This window comes from Bosea vestrisii, from assembly GCF_030144325.1.
GTDB classification, from domain to species: domain Bacteria; phylum Pseudomonadota; class Alphaproteobacteria; order Rhizobiales; family Beijerinckiaceae; genus Allobosea; species Allobosea vestrisii_A.
On the sequence record NZ_CP126307.1, the window covers coordinates 4,197,634 to 4,219,404 of the forward strand.

18 protein-coding genes and 2 pseudogenes are annotated in these 21,771 nt (G+C 59.8%); 16 read left to right on the top strand and 4 right to left on the bottom strand.

What is annotated here, in order from left to right; translation table 11 throughout:
- Window positions 1-20: 20 nt before the first annotated feature.
- The 8 genes and pseudogenes from QO058_RS20670 to QO058_RS20705 all read left to right on the top strand — a co-directional run bounded on the left by QO058_RS20670 (window position 21) and on the right by QO058_RS20705 (window position 8,898).
- Window positions 21-311: a DUF1330 domain-containing protein gene (locus tag QO058_RS20670; protein WP_284168126.1), complete on the top strand. Its 291-nt coding sequence runs from the start codon at window positions 21-23 to the stop codon at window positions 309-311.
- 10 nt (window positions 312-321) lie between these two features.
- Window positions 322-1,020 (top strand): 5-oxoprolinase subunit B family protein, encoded by a 699-nt coding sequence (locus QO058_RS20675; protein ID WP_284168127.1) that lies wholly within the window; start codon window positions 322-324, stop codon window positions 1,018-1,020.
- On the top strand, window positions 1,017-2,150 hold the full coding sequence (locus QO058_RS20680) for a 5-oxoprolinase subunit C family protein (RefSeq protein ID WP_347975467.1): 1,134 nt from the start codon (window positions 1,017-1,019) through the stop codon (window positions 2,148-2,150). The genes QO058_RS20675 and QO058_RS20680 overlap by 4 nt, the downstream gene beginning before the upstream one ends.
- On the top strand, window positions 2,098-2,910 hold the full coding sequence (locus QO058_RS20685; RefSeq protein WP_284168128.1) for an HpcH/HpaI aldolase/citrate lyase family protein: 813 nt from the start codon (window positions 2,098-2,100) through the stop codon (window positions 2,908-2,910). The genes QO058_RS20680 and QO058_RS20685 overlap by 53 nt, the downstream gene beginning before the upstream one ends.
- 7 nt (window positions 2,911-2,917) lie before the next feature.
- Complete coding sequence (locus QO058_RS20690) at window positions 2,918-3,667, top strand: electron transfer flavoprotein subunit beta/FixA family protein (RefSeq protein ID WP_284168129.1); 750 nt, start codon at window positions 2,918-2,920, stop codon at window positions 3,665-3,667.
- A complete protein-coding gene (locus QO058_RS20695) occupies window positions 3,667-4,623 on the top strand; it encodes an electron transfer flavoprotein subunit alpha/FixB family protein (RefSeq protein ID WP_284168130.1) in 957 nt (318 codons plus the stop codon). The genes QO058_RS20690 and QO058_RS20695 overlap by 1 nt, the downstream gene beginning before the upstream one ends.
- A 108-nt stretch (window positions 4,624-4,731) precedes the next feature.
- A pseudogene (pyc, locus tag QO058_RS20700) lies at window positions 4,732-8,191 on the top strand (pyruvate carboxylase).
- Between the two features lie 11 nt (window positions 8,192-8,202).
- On the top strand, window positions 8,203-8,898 hold the full coding sequence (locus tag QO058_RS20705; RefSeq protein WP_284168131.1) for an alpha/beta fold hydrolase: 696 nt from the start codon (window positions 8,203-8,205) through the stop codon (window positions 8,896-8,898).
- Window positions 8,899-9,302: 404 nt separating this feature from the next.
- Here the strand turns inward: QO058_RS20705 and QO058_RS20710 are convergent, their stop codons facing one another.
- The 3 genes from QO058_RS20710 to QO058_RS20720 form a co-directional block, all read right to left on the bottom strand.
- On the bottom strand, window positions 9,303-10,259 hold the full coding sequence (locus QO058_RS20710; RefSeq protein WP_284168132.1) for an ornithine cyclodeaminase family protein: 957 nt from the start codon (window positions 10,257-10,259) through the stop codon (window positions 9,303-9,305).
- A 513-nt stretch (window positions 10,260-10,772) separates the two neighbouring features.
- A complete protein-coding gene (locus tag QO058_RS20715) occupies window positions 10,773-11,516 on the bottom strand; it encodes a helix-turn-helix domain-containing protein (protein ID WP_284168133.1) in 744 nt (247 codons plus the stop codon).
- A 220-nt stretch (window positions 11,517-11,736) separates the two neighbouring features.
- The gene (locus QO058_RS20720; RefSeq protein WP_284168134.1) at window positions 11,737-12,648 is read right to left on the bottom strand and encodes a LysR family transcriptional regulator; all 912 of its coding nucleotides are present in this window, start codon (window positions 12,646-12,648) and stop codon (window positions 11,737-11,739) included.
- 124 nt (window positions 12,649-12,772) lie between these two features.
- Between QO058_RS20720 and QO058_RS20725 the strand changes: the two genes are divergently transcribed.
- The 8 genes and pseudogenes from QO058_RS20725 (at window position 12,773) to QO058_RS20760 (ending at window position 19,510) form a co-directional block, all read left to right on the top strand.
- The gene (locus QO058_RS20725) at window positions 12,773-14,617 is read left to right on the top strand and encodes a CocE/NonD family hydrolase (RefSeq protein WP_284168135.1); all 1,845 of its coding nucleotides are present in this window, start codon (window positions 12,773-12,775) and stop codon (window positions 14,615-14,617) included.
- A complete protein-coding gene (locus QO058_RS20730; protein ID WP_284168136.1) occupies window positions 14,614-15,144 on the top strand; it encodes a GAF domain-containing protein in 531 nt (176 codons plus the stop codon). The genes QO058_RS20725 and QO058_RS20730 overlap by 4 nt, the downstream gene beginning before the upstream one ends.
- Entirely contained in the window at window positions 15,141-15,941 is an 801-nt protein-coding gene (locus tag QO058_RS20735) for an ABC transporter permease (protein ID WP_284168137.1), read from the top strand. The genes QO058_RS20730 and QO058_RS20735 overlap by 4 nt, the downstream gene beginning before the upstream one ends.
- 23 nt (window positions 15,942-15,964) lie before the next feature.
- Window positions 15,965-17,014 (top strand): ABC transporter ATP-binding protein, encoded by a 1,050-nt coding sequence (locus QO058_RS20740; protein WP_284168138.1) that lies wholly within the window; start codon window positions 15,965-15,967, stop codon window positions 17,012-17,014.
- A 29-nt stretch (window positions 17,015-17,043) separates the two neighbouring features.
- A complete protein-coding gene (locus QO058_RS20745; RefSeq protein WP_284168139.1) occupies window positions 17,044-17,493 on the top strand; it encodes a type 2 periplasmic-binding domain-containing protein in 450 nt (149 codons plus the stop codon).
- A gap of 44 nt (window positions 17,494-17,537) precedes the next feature.
- Window positions 17,538-18,071: pseudogene (locus QO058_RS20750) on the top strand (extracellular solute-binding protein); the annotation flags it as partial.
- Between the two features lie 9 nt (window positions 18,072-18,080).
- A complete protein-coding gene (locus tag QO058_RS20755; RefSeq protein ID WP_347975471.1) occupies window positions 18,081-18,860 on the top strand; it encodes an ABC transporter permease in 780 nt (259 codons plus the stop codon).
- Window positions 18,861-19,303: 443 nt separating this feature from the next.
- Window positions 19,304-19,510: a 4-oxalocrotonate tautomerase gene (locus QO058_RS20760; protein ID WP_284168140.1), complete on the top strand. Its 207-nt coding sequence runs from the start codon at window positions 19,304-19,306 to the stop codon at window positions 19,508-19,510.
- Window positions 19,511-20,194: 684 nt separating this feature from the next.
- Here the strand turns inward: QO058_RS20760 and QO058_RS20765 are convergent.
- Entirely contained in the window at window positions 20,195-21,229 is a 1,035-nt protein-coding gene (locus QO058_RS20765) for an ABC transporter substrate-binding protein (protein WP_284168141.1), read from the bottom strand.
- Window positions 21,230-21,771: the final 542 nt, after the last annotated feature.

Genomic DNA, 21,771 nt, shown 5'->3' on the forward strand with positions numbered 1-21,771 from the left:
AGCCAAAGCAGGAGGTCGCGATGGCGAAGGGCTATCTCATCGCTCAAGTTACAATCACGAACGCGGATGCTTACGCCCTCTACGCTAAGGAAGCCGGCGCGCTTTTAAAGCAGTATAGGGCGAAGGTGATTGTTAAACCCGAGACGGCGATCGTCAAGGAGGGTAATCCTAAGTCTAGAACGGTAATTTTTGAATTCGAGAGTTTCAAGAGCGTGCAAGAATTTTGGGGCAGCTCTGAATATGAGCGTGCAAAGGCGCTTCGCTATGGTGCCGCGGAAGCTGACTTCATTCTCATCGAAGGCACAGATTAAGATCCATTCGATGTCGAACGTTTCCGATACAGAATACCCTCGATATCGCCCGGTCGCCGAGCGAGCGTTGCTGGTGGAATTTGGCTATACCATCACGGATGAAATTCACAGCGAGGTCTTGAAGCTGGATTCCGCTCTTTCGGCGGCGCCGTTCGAGGGCTTTCTCGAAGCTATACCTGCCTATGCGAGTGTTTTGGTCTGTTTTGATCCGTATTTAACCGACCATCGAAAAGTACGATTGGCCGTAACGGAATGCATCACGCGCGGGCCCCGATCGAAAATTCACGGACAAATCCGAGAAATTGAAGTCTGTTATGACGTCGAGTTTGCGCCCGACCTGGCAGATGTCGCTCAGCAATGCGGGCTGACGGTCGAACAGCTGATCAACGCCCATTTGTCATCGGATTATAGGGTCTTCATGTACGGCTTCGCACCGGGCTACGCTTATCTCGCAGGGGTGCCAGCTATCATCCAAGTTCCGCGTAAGCAGGCCGCAGTTCGCGACATCCCGGCTGGTAGCGTCTTGATCGCAGGGCCTCAATGCCTCGTGACTACCCTGAAAATGCCCACGGGTTGGTCGATCATCGGCCGATCTCCTACTCGGGTACTCAACATAAAATCGAGCGAACAAGCATTTCTATTCAATGTGGGCGATACCGTGCAATTTCGCCGCGTATCCCGGTCGGCGATCAGTCTGGCGCAGTCATGAGCGACGCCATTCTCTCGGTCGTGTCCGTCGGCCCTCATGTATCAATCCAGGATGGTGGGCGAAGCGGTTTTATGCGCTTTGGGGTCCCACGTTCCGGCGCCATGGATCGAGCTTCGCTGGCGGCGGCTAATATCGCATTGGGTAATGCGGCCAACGCGCCAACTATCGAAGTATCGATGGGGGGCGTAGTACTGGAATGCCAGGCGGGCATCCTGTCTCTTGCCATAGCGGGGGGTGGATTTGTCGTCCAATGCGGTTCTGCAAAAGTCGGCTCCTGGTCGATCGTAACCCTCCGGACCGGTGAGCGGCTGACGATCCGGCCCGGCCATTGGGGAAGTTGGACCTATCTGGCGTTCGCCGGCGAACTCGTGTCCGAACATTGGTTGGGTAGCGCCTCGACGCATGCTTCCTCAGGACTCGGAGGCGGTCGGCTTAAGGTCGGGCAGCTCTTGCACGTACGATCGGCGTCGCGACGCGAGGAGCGGGGAGGCGATATACCTTGCCCGGTTACGGCCAGGCCTCGTTCAGAGCTTCATATCGTTCTCGGCCCGCAGGAGCGCTTTTTCAGCGCCGATGCCCTCCAAACGCTGATGACGCGGAGCTACATTCTCAGCGATGCGTACGATCGTATGGGCGTGCGATTGAAAGGCCCCGCTTTGTCGCCAGAAGGGCTGTTAGACATGCCCTCGGAGGCAATTGTCAGAGGGTCGATTCAGGTCGCCGGTGACGGGGTGCCAACGATACTCCTGGCAGATCACCAGACCACCGGGGGCTACCCGAAGATCGCGACTGTGGTGGACTCAGAACTGGACAGCTTCGTTCAGCTTCGGAGCCGAGATGAGATCCGGTTTATTCCGATCAGCCCCGACAAGGCAGTTGAGCTTTCGAGGAGCCGCCACGCAGGCTTGGCGCGATACTATTCTGCAATTTCTACCGCCCGTGGAAGTCTGAGCCAGCGGTTGATGGGGGAAAACCTGATTAGCGGCGTGGTCGATGCCAAAGGCCGAAACCGCGAGGATATCAGGCCCCAAAGCCAAGGCGCCCCCCGCTTGAGGCTCAGTTATGAAAGATCTTTCCATGGGTTTCTCGGTCCCTCTATTCGTGCCGGGGCATCGGCCGGAACGCTTTGAGAAAGCCGCCTTTAGCGAAGCCGACGCTGTCATTCTCGACCTTGAGGATGCCGTCCCGGTCCTAGAAAAAGATAAGGCAAGAGCAAGCCTGCGAGTGGGCTTCTCGGACAAGCCGGTACTCGTTCGGATTAATGGGCTCGGCACCCCGTGGCACGAGGCTGATCTCAAGGCAATTGTAGAGGGTGGACTCGACGGCGTCGTTGTCCCGAAGGCCGAGGGGAGCCAAGCATTCGAGGATCTATGTACGCAAATATCACTTCCAGTGATCCCTCTGATCGAAAGTGCGCGTGGTATCGCAGATGCTCGCCGCATCGCGGCGATGCCAAATGTGCTGCGTCTCGCGTTTGGGAGCATCGACTTCTGCGCAGACCTTGGTTGCGCGCACACGAACGAAGCACTCCTGGCAGCGCGTAGCGACCTTGTTCTCTCATCTCGGCTCGCAAGTCTGGTCGCGCCAATCGATGGAGTGACCACGTCGATTGATGACGAGGCTGCAATCTTCGCGGACGCTCGGTATGCGCGCGACTTAGGTTTCGCAGGCAAACTCTCTATCCACCCTCGTCAGGTCTCGGCGATCAAGAGTGGTCTGTCGCCTGACGAAAATGAAATTCTCTGGGCTTGCAAGGTGCTGACGACGGAAGACGGCGCGGCATCCGTGGATGGCTCGATGGTCGATGAGCCGGTTCGCATCCGCGCTAGAGATATCTTGAAGAGGGCTAAGACTGAAATCCCTTTGATCGTTCTGCCTATATCCAAGTGAGGCCTCAATGAAAATCTTAGTGCCCGTGAAGCGGGTGGTTGACTACAACGTGAAGATCCGCGTCAAGGCGGACAGTTCTGGCGTCGAGCTTGCGAACGTGAAGATGTCGATGAACCCCTTCGACGAGATCGCGGTCGAAGAGGCGCTGCGGCTTAAGGAAGCGGGCAAGGCGACCGAGGTGATCGTCGTGTCGGTCGGCCCCGCGCAGGCGGCCGAGACGATCCGGACCGGCCTCGCCATGGGCGCCGATCGCGGCATCCTGGTGAAGGTCGATGGCATCGTCGAGCCGCTGGCGGTCGCCAAGCTTCTGAAGAAGGTCGTCGAGCAGGAGGCGCCCGGCCTCGTCATTCTCGGCAAGCAGGCGATCGACGACGATTGCAACCAGACTGGCCAGATGCTCGGCGCCCTGCTCGGCTGGCCGCAGGGCACCTTCGCCTCGAAGGTCGAGTTGGCTGCAGATAGCATCGACGTCACTCGCGAGGTCGATGGTGGCCTGCAGACGGTATCGCTCAAGCTGCCCGCGATCGTCACCACGGACCTGCGCCTCAACGAGCCGCGCTATGCCTCGCTGCCCAACATCATGAAGGCGAAGAAGAAGCCGCTCGACGAGACCTCGGCCGAGACGCTGGGCGTCGATGTCGCATCGCGCCTAAAAGTGCTGAGGACGGTCGAGCCAGCCGGCCGTTCCGCCGGCGTCAAGGTGGCCAATGCCGCCGAACTCGTCTCGAGACTCAAGAACGAAGCGGGAGTGCTGTGATGGCCACGCTGCTGATTGCAGAACACGACAACGCCTCGCTCAAGGACGCGACCACCAAGGCGCTGACCGCGGCCAAGGCGCTCGGCGCCCCCGTTCACATCCTGGTCGCCGGGCAGAACGCCAAGGCCGCCGCCGATTCGGCAGCCAAGCTCGATGGCGTCGAGAAGTTGCTGCTGGCCGACGCCGCCGCTTACGGGCACAACCTGGCCGAGCCGCTGGCGGCCCTGATCGTCAAGCTCGCCGAGAGCTATGACGCCATCGTCGCGCCCTCGACTACGACGGGCAAGAACGTGCTGCCGCGCGTTGCCGCGCTGCTCGACGTGATGCAGGTCTCGGACGTGATCAAGGTCGTCTCGCCCGACACCTTCGAGCGCCCGGTCTATGCCGGCAACGCGATCCAGACCGTGCAGTCGAATGAGCCCAAGAAGCTCCTGACCATCCGCACCGCCTCCTTCCAGGCGACGGGCCAAGTGGCTGATGGAGCCGGCTCGGCCGCGGTCGAGACCGTCTCCGCGGCCGAGGATCCCGGCCTGTCGAGCTTCAAGGGCGAGGAGGTCGCCAAATCCGACCGTCCGGAGCTGGCCTCCGCCAAGATCATCATTTCGGGCGGGCGCGCGCTCGCCTCGTCGGAGAACTTCACCAAGGTGATCGAGCCCGTCGCCGATCGTCTCGGCGCGGCCATGGGCGCCTCGCGCGCCGCCGTCGATGCCGGCTATGCGCCCAACGACTGGCAGGTCGGCCAGACCGGCAAGGTGGTCGCCCCTGAGCTCTACATCGCGGTCGGCATCTCCGGCGCGATCCAGCATCTCGCCGGCATGAAAGACTCGAAGGTCATTGTCGCCATCAACAAGGACGAGGAAGCCCCTATCTTCCAGATCGCCGATTACGGCCTCGTCGGCGACCTCTTCACCGTCATGCCCGAACTCGACGCAGAACTCGCCAAAGCCGGCAAGTAAGGTCGGCAAGTCGCAAGGCTCTGTCCGCCGCCGGTACATTTTTTGAAATGGCTCTAGGCCGCCCGCAGGCGGCTTGGCCGAACTGCTCTGCGATGGACCGCCCTCATGATGACGCCCATCACCAAGATCCTTGTCGCCAACCGCTCGGAGATCGCCATCCGGGTCTTCCGCGCCGCCAATGAACTTGGCTTGAAGACGGTCGCAGTCTGGGCTGAGGAGGACAAGCTCGCGCTGCACCGCTTCAAGGCCGATGAAAGCTATCGGATCGGTCGCGGCCCGCATCTGCCGCGCGATTTCGGTCCGATCGAAAGCTATCTTTCGATCGACGAGATCATCCGCGTGGCGAAGCTCTCCGGCGCTGATGCGATCCATCCGGGATATGGGCTGCTCTCCGAGAGTCCCGAATTCGCCGAGGCCTGCGCGGCGAACGGCATTACCTTCATCGGGCCGACGCCCGACACCATGCGCCAGCTTGGCAACAAGGTTGCCGCCCGCAATCTGGCGATCTCGCTTGGGGTGCCCGTAGTCCCCGCAACCGAGCCTCTTCCTGACGATTTTCGGGCGGTCGAGAAGATGGCCGAAGCCATCGGTTATCCCGTCATGCTTAAGGCGTCCTGGGGCGGAGGCGGCCGGGGTATGCGTGTCATCAGGAGCGCTGCGGACCTTGCCCGGGAAGTGACCGAGGCGAAGCGTGAGGCCAAGGCGGCCTTCGGCAAGGACGAGGTATATCTCGAAAAGCTCGTCGAGCGCGCCCGCCACGTCGAGAGCCAGATCCTCGGCGACCGGCACGGCAACGTAGTCCATCTCTACGAGCGGGACTGCTCGATCCAGCGGCGCAACCAGAAGGTCATCGAGCGCGCTCCCGCCCCCTACCTGAACGAGGCCCAACGCGCCGAGCTCGCTGCCCATTCGCTGCGCATCGCCGAGGCCACGCGTTATGTCGGCGCCGGCACGGTCGAGTACCTGATGGATGTCGATACCGGGCGATTCTACTTCATCGAGGTCAACCCCCGCATCCAGGTCGAGCATACGGTCACCGAGCTCGTCACCGGCATCGACATCGTGAAGGCGCAGATCCACATCCTCGAAGGCCATGCCATCGGCACGGAGGCGTCCGGAGTGCCTCCGCAGGCCGATATCCGTCTCAACGGTCACGCGCTCCAATGCCGCGTAACCACAGAAGATCCGGAGCAGAACTTCATTCCCGACTACGGACGCATCACCGGCTATCGTGCTGCATCCGGCTTCGGCATCCGGCTCGACGGCGGCACCGCCTATCCCGGCGCAGTCATCACCCGCTACTACGATCCGCTCCTGGAGAAGGTCACCGCCTGGGCGCCCACACCCGGTGAAGTGATCGCGCGCATGGACCGGGCGCTGCGCGAGTTCCGAATTCGCGGCGTAGCGACAAACCTCACCTTCCTCGAGGCGATCGTCGGACACCCGGCCTTTGCGGAGATGAGCTACACGACGCGCTTCATCGACACCACGCCGGAGCTCTTTCGGCAGGTGAAGCGGCAGGACCGCGCAACCAAACTTCTGACCTATCTCGCCGACGTTACCGTCAACGGCCATCCCGAAGCGCGTGACCGGGCGCGACCACCGGCCAATGCGGCGGCTCCGGCCCCTCCCTTCACCGATGCGCCGATCATCCCGGGTACGCGTCAGAAGCTGGATGAACTCGGTCCGCATGGCTTCGCGCGCTGGGTGCGCGCACATAAGCCGCTGCTCATCACCGACACCACGATGCGAGACGCCCACCAATCGCTTCTGGCGACACGGATGCGCAGTTACGACATCGGCCGTATCGCGCCGGCATACGCGCGCGCTCTGCCCAACCTATTCTCGCTCGAATGCTGGGGAGGGGCGACCTTCGACGTCGCCATGCGCTTCCTGACGGAGGATCCCTGGGAGCGCCTCGCGAAAATTCGCGAGGGCGCGCCCAACATCCTCTTACAGATGCTGCTGCGCGGCGCGAACGGCGTCGGCTACAAGAACTATCCGGACAATGTCGTGCGCTATTTCATCCGCCAGGCGGCGCAGGGCGGCATCGATCTGTTTCGGGTCTTTGACTGCCTGAACTGGGTCGACAACATGCGCGTCTCCATGGACGCGGTGATCGCCGAAGGCAAGCTCTGTGAGGCAGCGATCTGCTACACCGGCGACATCCTCAACGCCGCCAGGCCCAAATATGACCTGAGATATTATGCTCGGCTCGCCGCGGAGCTGGAGAAAGCGGGCGCGCATTTGATCGCGCTTAAGGACATGGCCGGGCTACTAAAGCCCGCTGCGGCGCGAGTCTTGTTCAAGGGTCTGCGCGAGGCAACAGACCTGCCGATCCATTTCCACACCCATGATACGTCCGGCATCGCGGCCTCGACCGTGCTGGCAGCCGTCGAGTCCGGCGTCGACATCATCGATGCGGCGATGGATGCGGTTTCGGGCGGGACCTCGCAGCCCTGCCTGGGTTCCATCGTCGAGGCGCTGAGCGGATCTGAACATGATCCTCGGCTGGATCCCGCCTGGATTCGGCGCATCTCCTTCTACTGGGAGTCGGTGCGTAACCAGTACGCAGCGTTTGAGAGCGACCTTAAGGGGCCGGCCTCGGAGGTCTATCTTCACGAGATGCCGGGCGGCCAGTTTACCAACCTGAAGGAGCAGGCGCGTTCGCTCGGGCTTGAGGCGCGCTGGCACGATGTGGCGCAGGCCTATGCCGACGCGAACCGCATGTTCGGCGATATCGTCAAGGTGACGCCATCCTCGAAGGTTGTCGGCGACATGGCTCTGATGATGGTCAGCCAAGACCTGTCCGTCGCGGATGTCGAGAACCCGGGTAAGGACATCGCCTTCCCGGAATCGGTGGTCTCAATGTTCAAAGGCGATCTCGGCCAGCCGACGGGCGGCTGGCCCGAGGCGCTCCAGAAAAAAGGTGTTGAAGGGCGAGCCCTTTTATACGGTGCGGCCCGGATCGCTTCTGCCGGAATTGAATCTCGATGAAGAGAGGAGAGAGATCGAGGCCAAGTTGTCTCGCCCGGTCAGCGATGCCGAGTTCGCATCCTATCTCATGTACCCGAAGGTCTTCACCGAGTTCGCACTTACTGCCGAAAACTACGGCCCGGTCAGCACCTTGTCGACCCCTGCCTATTTCTACGGACTTACAGTCGGTGAGGAGGTTCTGCCTGAGATCGAGAAGGGCAAGGCGCTGGTCATCCAGCACGTAGCAACCGCCGAGCCTGACGAGCAGGCTATGGTCAAGGTCTTCTTTGAGCTCAACGGCCAGGCGCGCATGGTGAAGGTACCCGATCGCAATCGGGTTGCGAGCCGGCCGACGCGGCGCAAGGCGGAGCCGGGGCAATCAAGCCAGGTCGGTGCACCGATGCCAGGCGTGATATCAACCGTGGCCGCCGCGGTCGGTCAATCGGTCAAGGCTGGCGACGTCCTGCTCTCGATCGAGGCGATGAAGATGGAGACAGCTCTGCACGCCGAGCGGGATGGTACGGTAAGCGAGGTGCTCGTGAAGATCGGTGACCAGATCGACACCAAAGACCTGCTCGTCACGCTGATCTAAGTGCGCTGCGAATGACCCAACCGACCTTGATCCTGATTCCTGGCCTCCTCAACGACGCGGAATTGTGGCACGATCAGGTCAGTGCGCTGTCCCAGATAGCGGACTGCCGCGTCGCCGACATTACGAAGGGTGCGAGCCTGGGGGAGATAGCGCAGGATGTGTTAGCCGGCGCCCCAGAGCGTTTCGCGCTCGCCGGGTTCTCGCTCGGCGGCTACGTGGCAATTGAAATGGCGCGCCTAGCGCCGGACCGGATCGAGCGGCTCGCACTGCTCGATACTTCGATCCAGGCCGACAGTCCCGAACGTATCGCGATGCGCCGCGCACTTGATAAGGCGGCTCGCGTGGCAGGCAGGTTCCACGGGTTTGGCGACAGGCTGCTTAGGTCGTATCTGGCTGACAGCCACCTGTCCAATGAGACGATTGTTTCCCGAATTCGCGGTATGACCGAGCGGTTAGGACCAGAGGTGTTCGTCAGGCAGAACAATATCGAGCGCAAGGATGGGGCGGCGGTGTTGCGCAAGTTGCGCTGCCCGGTCCTTATCTTAGCCGGGGAGCACGATGCACTGACCCCTTTCGCGGGTCATGAAGCAATGGCTACGTTGGTCCCACATGCCGAACTCGTCCGAATTCCCGACGCCGGCCACATGACGCCGATTGAGAATCCGCTGGCGGTCAACGAAGCTCTCCGTCGCTGGATGGCGGCATAGGGCTGGAACGACAGCTGAGCCAGGCTCGGCTTTGGCCCAGAGCACTTCTGCACATAATTGTGCCCACTCACAATTTGAAGGCAGTCTCACTTATTGCGCGGAAGCGCTTAACGATTCCATACCCGGGAGAGGTAGCGAACCACGTTACCGCCCATAATGGCTCCAATCTGCGGCTGCGATTATAGCGAAGCCACGATCTGAGCAGCGCTGTTGCCTGTCCTCGATTTCCCTTGAGCGCTACGGTGGGGGTTGCCTCGACTTCAGGTACATATCGATGAACTCGCGCCGCTGAAGCGGCGGGGATATCGTATCAATAAAGATAGCGTCGTTGTGCAGTTGCTCGGACGACGTCATGCCCAAATCCGTTCATCGAAATCCGTTGGGATGAAATATCTCCCGAGCGTCTAGGCGATTTGCTTGGCAGAAGCGTCCTCAACACTGCTTTCGAAAACCGCTACCGCCGCAATGAGATCGAAGTGGCCCCCACCAGCGTTCTTGTAGACGGTGATGTCTTCGTTTGTTGTTCGTCCTTGGACCTTGCCCTGTATGAGGTCGTAAAGATCGCCGAGAACATCCGACTTATCGATCACGCCGGCCGCAATTGGCGTGAGGATATCGCCGACCCCAGCGAAGGCGGATTCAAAGCGATCAACAAACACTCGGGATCGGCGCATAGCATCGTCATCTGATTCACGGGTCTTCTCGGTGTAGCCGCCGACGAGATCAAGATGCGTACCAGGGCGCAGTAGTGCGCCTTTGATGAGGGGGGTATGGCTCCTGGTGCAGGTGGTGATGAGATCGGACGTCGACACCGCTTCATCAAGATCGGTTACCGAAATTGCATCAAAGCCTTCATCCCGCAGCTGGCCCGCGACGTGCGCGGCGCGATCCGAAGTACGATTCCAGATTCTGATACGCCGCAGCGTCGGATGAGCGGTGCTGTGGGCACGGACAAGCCAGCGGGACATCTCTCCCGCGCCCACAACGAGCATCGTTTCAATGCCGGGGCGGGCCAGAATTTTTGCGCCAACAGCTGAATCGGCTGCGGTTCTCCAATATGTGATCTCGGTTCCATCCACGGTTACGAGAGGGCGGCCATCCTGCCCATCAAAGAGCACGCAAATCGCCTGGATGGCCGGCAATACACCGCGCGATAGATTTGAAGGGAAGCTGGTAATCAACTTGCTCGCCATAAACCGTCCGGCATCGACCGCGTGCCGGACAAAGTAATGAGAGCTCTCGGTTCCAAGCATCGCGTCCTGTATTTCGATTCTTGGCCTGCTATGAGCGTCCTCAATCGCGCATATCATCTTATCGAAATTGAGAGATCGGCGAATTTCAGTTTTGTCAATGTAACGCATGGATACCTCTATCGGAGATTATTAGCAGGCAGAGGAGAGACAGCCCAAGTACCGTTGGGATGATGCCGAGACCCTTTAGCCTCAGATGGCGTCGCAAAACGTCGACGATGACCCGCGCCGCGGTCGCCGGATCGTGAGTCGAGGGTCTTGTCGCCGGCAAATTGATGGGCGGAAGCCAAAGCCGGCTTGAATTCGCTGGTCTTCAGATCTTTGTCTATGAGCAGATCAAAAATCTGCCGACCATCGATAACTCCCGGTGACCCGGTCCATTGAAGTAATCGAGTGTATTATTTCGGTGTCGAGTACGACGTTTAGAGTGTCTTCGCTCTTTCCGGCAGAAGCTGGACTTGAGACAAGCAGGAGAGTGGCCGCAGCAGCAGCTGAAAACGATCGCATGACTTTCCCCTTTTTGTAAAAAGGGGAGGTTAGGACAGCTTGAAAAGGGATGTCAATAAATTTTCAAACAGGAAAAGGCAAAAAGATTCTACGGCACTGTCACGTTCGGATTGATCCTCACCCATTCCGCAATCGCGCAGAGGGGCGATTGATCCGGTCAATCACCGCGTCCTGAGCTGGTTCGCTGTCATGTGGGTACTCGCGGGCATAACACCACAGGACGACCGCATCCCTCTCGCTTTGCGAAATGCAGGCATGAGCCATCCTGCTGTCGAAATGACTGCTGTCGCCCTCTGACAGGATAAAAGGCTCGTAAGCGTCCGTAAAAACTTTGACTGAACCTGAAAGAACATAAATAAACTCTTCGCCCTCGTGGCTATAAAGTTCGCCAAATCGAGTTATGTCGTGGCATTTGAGCGTCGCTTTTACTGAAAGGAACCGCTTCTGCGAAAGATCTGAGCATAAGAGTTCGTAATCATAATTTTCATTATTAATATGAGGCCCGGATGACTTGCGAGTGACACTTTTCCGGCCTGAGTGCTGACGAGGTGCCGGGTTGGAAAACAAGAATGAAACATCAACCCCCAGCCCATCGGCGAGGCGGATCAAGTTGTCGTATGTTGGAGAGTTTTGAGAATTTTCGATCTTTGACAGCGTCGAAATTGCTAATCCCGACGCATCGGAGACCTGTTGGAGTGTAAGATTCATTTCAGAACGGAGCTGGCGTACGCGGGGCCCGAACTCAATGTCCCTCCGACGGGAGGTCGCCTTGGTACGTTTTGCCTGCATCATCGCCTTGAAAGCTCGCTTCGGGACACCTTCGATATGACGAAGAGCAATGTTGTCAACCTCCTTGGACACCTGCTCGCAACATGCTGACCAGTTTTCATATTGGAAAAATAGTGACGGAATGCAAGCGATCGATGCCGATGTTGTGGTGGTTGGTACCGGCGTAGTCGGTTGCGCGATCGCCCACTACCTGCTGGATGAGTCTGACAGAACTGGAGAACGGTCGACCGCCGGTTATACCTGCTGCGACAAGGCCCTCCTCAGCGATCTGTCGCGCGAAAGATGGCCACAACTATCGCGCGGTGCGACAAAGGTCCCATGTTTCGGCAGCGGTTCTTCGTATCTCATCGGCGAGCTGCTCGACGATGCGTGAGCGCGACTGCCAAACCGGATAGAGAAAGGCATATCTGATAGGAAAGACAGGTCGAAAGGGACGCAAAACGAGTCCCGGAACGCCACTCGATCGTGCGACAAACGGATCTGACAAGCTGCATCCGAGGCCGCGCGCAACAAGTTGACAGGCGATGACGCCGTTGGTGGCCTCAAAGTGAACTTTGAGTGACTTGCCGCTCTCCCGGCACAGCCGCTCAAGATACTGGCGGATGATCGATCGCGGGTGCGTGACGATAATCTCGGTCTCGACCAATTCCTCGAACTCTACGACGTCGTTCTTGGCGAGAGGATGATTGGGAAGCATTGCGACCACTGCCTCCACGCTCTGAAACTCTTCCGTCTCGAAGGCGGGATGAGACAGGGGCAGAATCGTGATGCCAAGGTCGAAGGTTTCCTGGCCGACCCACGTCTCAATATCGAGGCGAACGCGCGACTCGATCGAGGCCGTGAAATGACTCGACCGCCCGACGAGCGCCGCTATCGCATCCATGACGATCGCATTGGCGATGAAGGGTGCGGTCAGGACCCTCACATGCTCGCGGCCGCCGCGCCGCATTTGGGTGGCGTAGCGTTGCAGCCCGTCATGCCCGATTAACACGCGTTCGACCTGCGTGTAAAATTCCCGGCCTTCGCGGGTAAGGGTCAGCGGGCGGCTGTTGCGCCCGAAAAGCGCAAATCCGACCTCTTCTTCGAGAGCTGTCAGTAGCCTGCCGACCTGGGGCTGGGTTCGGCCAAGCCGCTCGGCCGCCTGGGATACCGATCCCGTCTCGACGAAGGCACGAAGCGCTTCAAGACCGCGATGGCTTGGCATGGAGCGTCCTTATGTGCGTTTTCCGTACCTTAAATAACAAAATAAGCATTTGACGCATAGTGGGTCGAGGGCAATGCTCTCAGCCAAGAAGTTCGGCGCCGTTAAAGGCGACTGAGGGGATAATATGAACGCTTTCGACGTATCGCGCCGGGCTTGGCGTGTGTCACCGGACGAGTATGTTGCAGGTCGTTCCGCCGATTTTCAGCGGACCGATCCGGTTTCGCAATATGTCGGCATGCGCGACGGCTGCAGACTCGCTGTCGATGTCTATCTGCCGGGTTCAGCCCCTAATGTGGCAGCGGCCGGGCCTTTTCCGACGATTGCTCTGTTCACTCCCTACTACCGCCGTTTCAAGCTGCGTCCGGGCAGCTCGGCGGAAGGCAATCCAAACACGGGCAAGTTCCGGGACTTCTTCGTGCCGCGCGGCTATGCCGTCGTTGTCATTGACGTTCGTGGCACTGGCGCCAGCTTCGGTACCCGGGACAGCTTCCGTTCGCCTATGGAACGGGAAGACAGCCGTGAGATTACCGATTGGATCGTCGATCAGCCTTGGTCGAACGGCATCGTCGGCTCATCCGGCGTCTCTTACCTTGGAGCGGCCGCCGATTTTCTAGCCAGCACCGGTCATCCTGCCGTCAAGGCAATCGCTCCGCTGTTCTCGGTCTGGGACACCTATGCGGACAACTACTTCCCTGGCGGGATCCAGTTGACGAAGCTGACCCAGCTCTACGACGATCTGATGATCGCCATGGATCACGACCGGCGCGATATCCTCAAGCAGTTCTCGTATTTCAACAATCCAGACCTTGAAGGCCCCCAGCCCGTCGACGACGACCTGGACGGCGTTCTCCTCCAAGCGGCCATCAAGGAACATCTGGGAAATTTCCGCCAGACAGAGTTCATGCCCGAATTCAAGTTCCGTGAGGAGGGGCTTGCCTACGACTCCGGCTTCAGCTCGGCTTCGTTCAGCCCCTATTCTGTCTTCGCGGGCATCAAGCCCGATGTCGCAATCCTCTCCGTTTCCGGCTGGCGTGACGGGGCCGGTTACATGAACGGGGCGATCTCCCGTTTCCTGACGCTGAAGGACAATCCGAGCCATCTTCTGCTGGGGCCCTGGGATCACGGCGCGCGCATCGATGTTTCACCCTGGCGCACCACGGTCGAGGCGGATTTTCCGCTGCTCGGCGAGATCCTGCGCTTCTTCGACACCTACCTCTTGGGCCATGACACCGGCCTGCGCGAGGAAGCTCCGGTTCACTACTTTTCGATGCATGACGAGCGCTGGCGGGCGAGCGCCGCGTGGCCGCCGATCGATACCGGATTCACCTTCTTTCTCGGGTCGAAGAATGAGCTCCACGATATGGTGGGGCCGGCGGGAGCGGATGCCTACAAGGTCGATTTCTCGCTGGGTACTGGGGCGGGCACGCGCTACGAGCGCATCGCCGGCATCGACAGCCGAACCTACTATCAGGACTGGCAGGGCCGGACCGGGCGGATGCTCAGCTACACCTCCCAGCCTCTGGCGCATGGTGCCGAACTGGCTGGCCATGGTCTTGCAGATCTCTGGGTATCTTCGAGCGAGCTCGACGCGGCGCTTTTCGTCTATCTCAGCGAAATCGAGGCGGATGGAACCGAACGCTACGTTACCGAAGGCCTGCTGCGTGCGCTTCATCGCAAGGAGGCGCCTGCGCCTGAAAGCTATGTGACGACATGGCCGTTCCGCAGTTTCGCCCGCCCCGATGCAGCACCGCTGACCCCCGGGAAAATCGAGCGTATTCGCATCCCGTTTTTGCCCGTCGCCTGGCGGTTCGCGGCAGGCAGCCGTATCCGCGTGTCTCTCGCCGGCGCCGATGCCGACCATTGCGGGCAGGTGCCACATGGCCGGCCGCCGCTTCTGACCATCGCCTTCGGTGGCGACCATGCCTCCACGGTCGAACTCCCTCTGGTTGTGCTGGAGGCCGGGCGATGATGGCCGTGCCGCCGCAAGACGGCGATATGGTCGCCAAGTTTTCGTTGCTGACCCAGTCGCTTGCAGAAGCGGACCAGCCGATAGCCGTGCTGAGAGCGCTCGATCAGGCGCTCGCTGATACGGTGGGCCACCGTCTTTTCACCGCCTTGCTCTACGAGCCGGCGGCAAAGTCTGCCAAACGCCTCTACAGCAGCGATCCGGATCTTTATTCGGCCCAGCGGTCGAAGGCGTTTGAGGATGCGCCGACCATGAAACGGGTCTATGAGACCGGCCGGCCCCATCTGGCCAATACGCCCGGCGATATCGAGCGGGACTTTCCCGATCACGAGACCATTTTTGCCCGTGGCTGCGGCAGCATTCTGAACATGCCAGTGCGCTGGCAGGGCAGGGTGCTCGGGCAGATCAACCTGCTGCACCGATCCGGCCATTTTCAGGATGCACACCTGCCGATCGTTGAGGTGATGGCGCAGATCGTGGTGCCAGCCTTCATCGTTTCGGCCGAGGCGAGCGTCGAGGTTTGTCGATGACCCCGACGCGCCTGGCTTACCGCACGAGCGTCGCTGTGACCTATGTGCTGATGCTTGTGCCTGTCGTCATGGTCATTGTGACCAGCTTTTTTCAGGATGAGATTGTTTCCTTCCCACCGAGTGGGTTGACGCTGCAGTGGTACGAGAACGCCTGGGCCAGGCGTGAATTCGCAGCAGGCTTTCTTGTCAGCATACAGGTCTCCCTGCTCGCAACCGCGATCGGCGTCCCGTTAGGGACGGCGGCGGCGCTTGCCTTGGCGCGCAGCCGCATACCGGCCAAGAGCGCCATCACCACTCTCCTGCTGGGCCCGCTCGCCGTCCCCGGCGTCGTCGCGGGAACGGCGCTCTATTTGTTCTATCTACGTGTCGAGAACAGCCTCGATCTGGACGTCGTCGGCACTTTGCCCGGCCTCGTCGGCGCGCATGCGCTTCTGACGATCCCTTGGACAGTGCGCGTTGTTTCAGCGAGCCTGCAAGGCATGGACGGCTCCGTAGAGGAGGCTGCTGCCAATCTTGGAGCGCGTCCCTGGACGATTTTCAGGCGCGTTACGATGCCCATGTTGCGGCCGGGCGTGGTCGCTGCCTCCATGTTCTCGTTCATCCAGAGCTTCGAGAACCTGGAACTGACGCTGCTTCTGGTCGGCCCAGGCAAAACGACACTGCCGGTCGCGATGCTGAACTATCTCGAATTCCGCATGGATCCGACGCTGGCCGCTGTCGCGACGATCCAGATCCTTATTGTCGCGGCGCTGATGCTCGTCACTGACCGCTTCGTGAAACTTTCGCGCGTCGTCTGAGCGGCGCGAGGAGAAACGACATCATGAGCACGCTCGTCCTTGAAGGGCTCCGGAAGGAATACGGATCGGCGCTCGCAGTCGACCGTGTCGATATCGATGTGAAGGAGGGCGAGCTCGTCTCGCTGCTCGGCCCGTCAGGCTGCGGCAAGACGACAACGCTGCGTATGGTCGCGGGTTTCATCGAGCCGACAGCCGGCCGCATTCTCATCGGCGGGCAGGATGTTACGAAGACACCAGCCTACGCTCGCGAGACCGGGATGGTGTTCCAATCCTACGCACTGTTTCCCCATATGAGCGTCGCCGAGAATGTCGGCTTCGGCCTGGAAATGCGCAAGGTCAGCCGGGCGGAGCGTGATGAGCGCGTCGCGGAAGCGCTCAAGCTCGTCCGGCTGGGCCATTTGGCGGACAGACTGCCGCGCCAGCTCTCGGGCGGCCAACAGCAGCGCGTGGCACTTGCTCGCGCGCTCGTCGTCAAGCCGGCGGTATTCCTGTTGGACGAGCCGCTGTCCAATCTCGATGCGAAGCTGCGCGCCGACGTGCGTGGCGAAATTCGTGCTTTGCAGCAGCGTCTTGGCCTGACCACGTTGATGGTCACGCACGATCAGGACGAGGCACTGACCATGTCGGATCGTCTGGTCGTCATGGAGGGCGGCCGCGTGCGCCAGATCGGCTCGGCGGAGGAGCTTTACGAAAACCCGGCCGACGCCTTCGTCGCTGATTTTGTCGGGCGGTGCAACATCGTCAGCGGCACGGTCGAGGGTGCTGCGCTGCGCTGCCAAGGCGGCAATCTGTTGCCTTGCAATATCGAGGGTGCACGGAAGGACGCCTGCGTTCTGACTTTGCGGCCCGAACGTATCCTTCTGCGGCCCGGCTCGGCGGGAGGCATGCCTGCGCGCGTCCTGGCGGTTCTCTATCTCGGCGCTCAGACCGAATATCGGCTGGATCTCGACGGCACCATCCTGACGGCCATTCGCGCGACGCCGCCTGAAAGCGACGTCTTACGTCGGCTCAAGACCGGAGACACGGTCGATGTGAGCTGGGATCCCGCTACGGCGAGACTGCTTCCAGCCTGAGATATCACACAACAAAAGGGGATATGATCATGATTGAACTGACCCGGCGCGGATTGATCGGCGGCGCTGCCGCTACCACGCTATTGGCTCCTTGTGCGCGCGCTCAGGCCACTCAGGTCGTCGTCGGCACATGGGGCGGGGATGTCGGGGATCTCATGCGTGAGCATGTCGACCTCGCCATCATGAAGCCGCAGGGTTTCGACGTCGTGCAAGATATCTCTGCACCAACCACCCGCCGGACAAGATTGCTCGCCGAGCGCCAGAATCGGCGGGGCAGTATGGATGTCGCGGGGCTCGCCGACTTCGATATGTACGCTGTCGCACAGCAAAACACGTTGGAAGAACTCAACGAGCAAAATCTGCCGCGCTTCGCGAAAGTAATGCCCTTCCTCCGGAAAGCCTATTCCATTCCTTTCATCTATTCGGCGCATACCATCGTCTACAATGTGGACCGCGTTAAGACGCCCCCAAGTCGCTAAACGACCTCTGGGATCCCAAATATCGCGGCAAGGTCGGCCTTTCGGACTTTCTCTTTACAACCAACACAGCGTTTGCCGCGATGGCCGCCGGCGGTTCGATGACCAATTTCGAGCCGGCCAAGAAGAAGCTCATGGAGCTTCGCTCTCTCGACGCGAAGGTCTTTGCTTCAACCGAGGCGGTCGCCGCAGCGCTGAAGTCGGAGGAGATCTGGTTCACCATCATCGCGGCCGCGCGGGGCTATATGTGGCGGAAGTCCGGCATACCGCTCGGTCATGTCATCGCCGAGGAAGGAGCCTTCCCGACCATCTACGAGGTGGCCGTTCCGCGCAACGCGCGCAGCAAACAAGGCGGGCTCAAATACCTCAGCGCCATGCTGGAACCATCGGCCCAGAACGTCTTCGCCGAGAGGATGGGTTATGTGCCGACCGTGTCGGATGCTCCGCTCGCTCCCGATCTCGACAGGCAGATCAACTTCTCCGAGGCCGACCGCGCGCGGCTCTGGGTCCCAGACTTCGCCTATCTCGCGGCGCAGCAGTCCGCGATGCTCGATTTCTGGAACAAAGACTTCAAGGGCTGATCCGAGGCCATGGCGCTCTTCATCCTCCCCGCCGGCTTGCTCGTTTGCGCATTGCTTGTTGTGCCGATGCTGATGATGGCCCGCATATCGCTGAACCATTACGATCCGGCATCGCTGATGGTCGAGGCTCTGACTGCGGAAAACTACCTCCGCGCCGTTGTGGATCCCTATTATCAGCGCATTCTGCTGGTGACGCTTGGAGTAGCGCTGTCCTGTACCTTGCTGACTCTGATCCTGGCGTTTCCGGCAGCCTATTGGTTGGCGCGGATGGAAAGCAGGTGGAAAAGCATCGTCACGATCCTGACGATGTTCCCGCTGCTGGTCGGCAATGTCGTGCGCTCGGCGGGCTGGATTGCGCTCCTGGGCAATGATGGGCTGATCAATGCGACGTTGCAGGGGATCGGATTGACGTCGGGGACGATGAAGCTGCTCTACACGCCGGGGGCTGTCGTCGTGGGCATCGTCGGCGTCGTCTTGCCTTATATGGTTTTGACGCTTTCGGCCGTGATCGAGGGTATTCCTCGTCAAATCGAGGAGGCCGCGGTCAATCTTGGCGCGAAGCCAATGACCGTTTTCCGCCGCGTCGTGCTTCCGCTCGCAACGCCCGGAGTAGTGGCGGGCAGCGTTCTGGTGTTCATTCTTTGCATGAATGCGTATGCGACGCCGGTTCTGCTGGGCGGTCCGCAGTTCCGGATGATGGCGCCGGCGGTTTATGACCAGTTCAGCCGCGTCAGCAACTGGCCCTTTGAGCGGCGCTGGCCTTCATCCTGCTCGTTGTCACGCTTGTGATGACGCTAATCGGGAGTGCCGCGCTGGGTCGCAAATACCGCCACGCCTAGCAAGGCTTTCTCTTTCGCACGCGAAAGAGAAATGGGTTCCGGTCACGAAGGAAACGGTTTCGCTATAAAAGTCTATTATATCTGATTGACAATTTAGGTCGAGGTCCTCTCCAAACGGCGTTGTTATGCAATTGCACGCTTTCCAAGGACGCCTCATCTCTCGACGGAGATGATGTTGGATGAACTTCCAAACCGTCGGCCCACACTTTCCAGCAGCACTTCGACCGGCGCGGTCGAAGTGCTGCTGGAAGAGGTTTTTTGAGAAGTTGGATGTTCGCTTCAAGCCGATAGGATCCCGGATGACAAGGACGTCACCATTGTGACACGCTCTACATAGCGGATTTAGACGACCATTAGCGCTTTTTGCGACAGATTAATGAAAGGAAAGCCGAAATGCCTACCGTAAGAGTTGAGCTGTCTCCTGGCCGAACGCGAGAGCAAAAGGACGCGTTTGTAGAAAAGGTGACGGCGCTGACCTCGGAAGTTCTGAAGTGTCCCGTCGAGTCGGTTGATGTCATGTTCATCGAGATCGATGGCTCAAACTGGGCGCGGGCCGGGAAGTATTTTTCGCCTCCGGCCACGGAGAAGCCGAAATCGTAGCACTGGCAAGCACCGCAAGATAGTTCACGCTGCCGAGTCGGAATGTGACCTCCCCGGCACTTTGCCGTGAACAGCTCCATAACCCGGACACGGCATCGTTCAATGAGTACTCTCGGCCTCAGGGACCATGAGTGCTCGATGCACGATCCTGTTCGGGCCGACTGCCTGGTGCGTGGTGCCCTGCTGACAAGTTCAAGACGACCCTGTCTCTGCAGGTGGTTGAGCGCGCGACGAAGCCTGTATGCGAACGACTCCGTAGGATGCGAATAAAGGGGGCCGCGAGGGGCGCGCGAAAATTGCCGCAGAGGGTAGCCCTTAGCCTCTAAAGAGGCCCGCGACGTGGGCGATATCAGTACCCTTCGTGGCAACGTCATATGCCCTGAGCCGGGACAGCCGATCCGGGTTCGATCACCTCCCGACCAATTTGCCTGAATGTGCCACCAATTTTCCGGCGTGCGGAAAGTTCGCGGGATCCCGCCTGGAGGTGACCGTAACGAAACAGGCACCGCGGCGCATGTCTGCAGCGTCCCAAATGCACCGGCGGGTTATCCGATTCGTAGTCGCGCTGGAGCCGAAACCCGCTGCCGGCGCTGTCCCAGGCAAAGGACGGCTCAAGGGAGGGGCACGACTTTCCTCAGTCCCTCGCTTGGCGGTTCATAGGTCGATATTTCGAAGGAAGACCCGCTAAGCCTTCAACACCTTGTCCCACCAATCCTTGAGTTGCGCGTCATTCGCGAGGATATACTCGTTGTCCTGGAACTGCAGCTTATCCTCAGCTCCCGGCGGTACGCCGATCCGGGCCTGATAATCGCTCGGGAGATCAACTCCGGTTACCGGTGGATTGAACCCAAAGCTATTGGCGAAACCCGTCTGTGTGTCGGTTTGCAAGCTTGTGTTCAGAAACTGGTATGCCGCGTTCTTGTTTCTCGCGTTCTTGGGAATTGTGAAGCCTGCCAAGTAGAGGTAGTAACCTTCCTTTGGGAATACAAATTTGATCGGAATTCCCGCGTTCTGCCACATCACCGCTCTGGCCTGCCACATGAAGCAAATCCAGCATTCTCCAGATTGCAACGCCTGCGCCATGGCTTCGTTGGTCGGGTAAACCTTCATACCCATCTTCTTGAGTTCAAGCAGCTTCTCTTTGCCTGGCTCGAAATTCGACTGGGATCCCCCATTGACGAACGCAGCGGTTTCGATGGTCGGAAGGTACTGGATATCAATCAGGCCAACGCGTCCCGCGTACTTCGGATTCCAGAGGTCCGCGAACGACGTTGGCGTCTCAGTTACTTTCTGGGGATTATAGATGATCACACGCGTGCTGAAGAATTGCGGGATCATGTAAGGCTTACGCAAGCTAGGTATGATCCGATCAGCGCTCTTGATCTGGCTATAGTCTATGTCCTCAACGACCCCGTTCTTCCAAAGCAGATAGGCATCCGCGTCCGTGAAGCCCGCGACATCCAAGCTGCCGCGGGGAAGCGCCCTCTCGGCAAGCAGCTTGACCTTCCGTGACGTGGCAGGCGCTGCGTCAAAGACAGTGTCTATGCCCGCCGGCCTCAGATGCGGGGCCGCGACGTAATCCTCGAGGACTTTCTGAGAATCGCCGCCCCACGTTCCTACGACGAGCCGGCCACGGGCTTGCGCCCGGGCCGACGTAGGAGCGGTCGCGATCGCTGTCGCGCCGAGTGCGAAATGACGTCGGGTGATGCTTGCTGCCATAGCAATGTTCTCCTCGCCTCGAGATCCAAGTGCCGCCCGGAGTCGTGCATGACTTCCTATCGCCCTTTCCAACTCCGGTCCCCGGTAGAAGAGTTTGGACTGTGCCGGCTGGGTACGTGGTGTCCCACCTCCAGCTTGCCTGCGGGAAACAGGAATGACTTGTTCCGGCACTGCCTGCTCATGGATAACATATCCATCATTGTCGGTGGCGCAATCGGAATGGTTTGAAGTGCCGGTGCGAGAGCGGGATGGAGAATTATTCGCGGAGCTGGCCCGATGGTTCGGCTCGTTGCGAAGCTCTTGTTCAGTTGGGTGCCCGCGAGCGTAGGCGGCGCGTCGGACAGCCTGGCCGACCCATTTCGTCCATTGGGTGTCGAGCGTTCCGCGTGGTCGTCCAGGCGCTACGTGGTCCGGCAACTATCGGAGTCCACCGGCATTCCCGTCCGCAAGGCGCACTACGAGTGGTTCGATCACGCGGGCCTGGCTGCGAGTTGACAGGGATACTTTATCCATTAAGCTTTCCGGGCGTTGCCTTCTTGGAC

What these genes read in the sequence shown, in the direction of transcription:
- QO058_RS20670 (WP_284168126.1), top strand. Translation starts at nt 21, where the DNA reads ATGGCGAAGGGCTATCTCATCGCTCAAGTTACAATCACGAACGCGGAT.
- QO058_RS20675 (WP_284168127.1), top strand. Translation starts at nt 322, where the DNA reads ATGTCGAACGTTTCCGATACAGAATACCCTCGATATCGCCCGGTCGCC.
- QO058_RS20680 (WP_347975467.1), top strand. Translation starts at nt 1,017, where the DNA reads ATGAGCGACGCCATTCTCTCGGTCGTGTCCGTCGGCCCTCATGTATCA.
- QO058_RS20685 (WP_284168128.1), top strand. Translation starts at nt 2,098, where the DNA reads ATGGGTTTCTCGGTCCCTCTATTCGTGCCGGGGCATCGGCCGGAACGC.
- QO058_RS20690 (WP_284168129.1), top strand. Translation starts at nt 2,918, where the DNA reads ATGAAAATCTTAGTGCCCGTGAAGCGGGTGGTTGACTACAACGTGAAG.
- QO058_RS20695 (WP_284168130.1), top strand. Translation starts at nt 3,667, where the DNA reads ATGGCCACGCTGCTGATTGCAGAACACGACAACGCCTCGCTCAAGGAC.
- QO058_RS20705 (WP_284168131.1), top strand. Translation starts at nt 8,203, where the DNA reads ATGACCCAACCGACCTTGATCCTGATTCCTGGCCTCCTCAACGACGCG.
- QO058_RS20710 (WP_284168132.1), bottom strand. Translation starts at nt 10,259, where the DNA reads ATGCGTTACATTGACAAAACTGAAATTCGCCGATCTCTCAATTTCGAT.
- QO058_RS20720 (WP_284168134.1), bottom strand. Translation starts at nt 12,648, where the DNA reads ATGCCAAGCCATCGCGGTCTTGAAGCGCTTCGTGCCTTCGTCGAGACG.
- QO058_RS20725 (WP_284168135.1), top strand. Translation starts at nt 12,773, where the DNA reads ATGAACGCTTTCGACGTATCGCGCCGGGCTTGGCGTGTGTCACCGGAC.
- QO058_RS20730 (WP_284168136.1), top strand. Translation starts at nt 14,614, where the DNA reads ATGATGGCCGTGCCGCCGCAAGACGGCGATATGGTCGCCAAGTTTTCG.
- QO058_RS20735 (WP_284168137.1), top strand. Translation starts at nt 15,141, where the DNA reads ATGACCCCGACGCGCCTGGCTTACCGCACGAGCGTCGCTGTGACCTAT.
- QO058_RS20740 (WP_284168138.1), top strand. Translation starts at nt 15,965, where the DNA reads ATGAGCACGCTCGTCCTTGAAGGGCTCCGGAAGGAATACGGATCGGCG.
- QO058_RS20745 (WP_284168139.1), top strand. Translation starts at nt 17,044, where the DNA reads ATGATTGAACTGACCCGGCGCGGATTGATCGGCGGCGCTGCCGCTACC.
- QO058_RS20755 (WP_347975471.1), top strand. Translation starts at nt 18,081, where the DNA reads ATGGCGCTCTTCATCCTCCCCGCCGGCTTGCTCGTTTGCGCATTGCTT.
- QO058_RS20760 (WP_284168140.1), top strand. Translation starts at nt 19,304, where the DNA reads ATGCCTACCGTAAGAGTTGAGCTGTCTCCTGGCCGAACGCGAGAGCAA.
- QO058_RS20765 (WP_284168141.1), bottom strand. Translation starts at nt 21,229, where the DNA reads ATGGCAGCAAGCATCACCCGACGTCATTTCGCACTCGGCGCGACAGCG.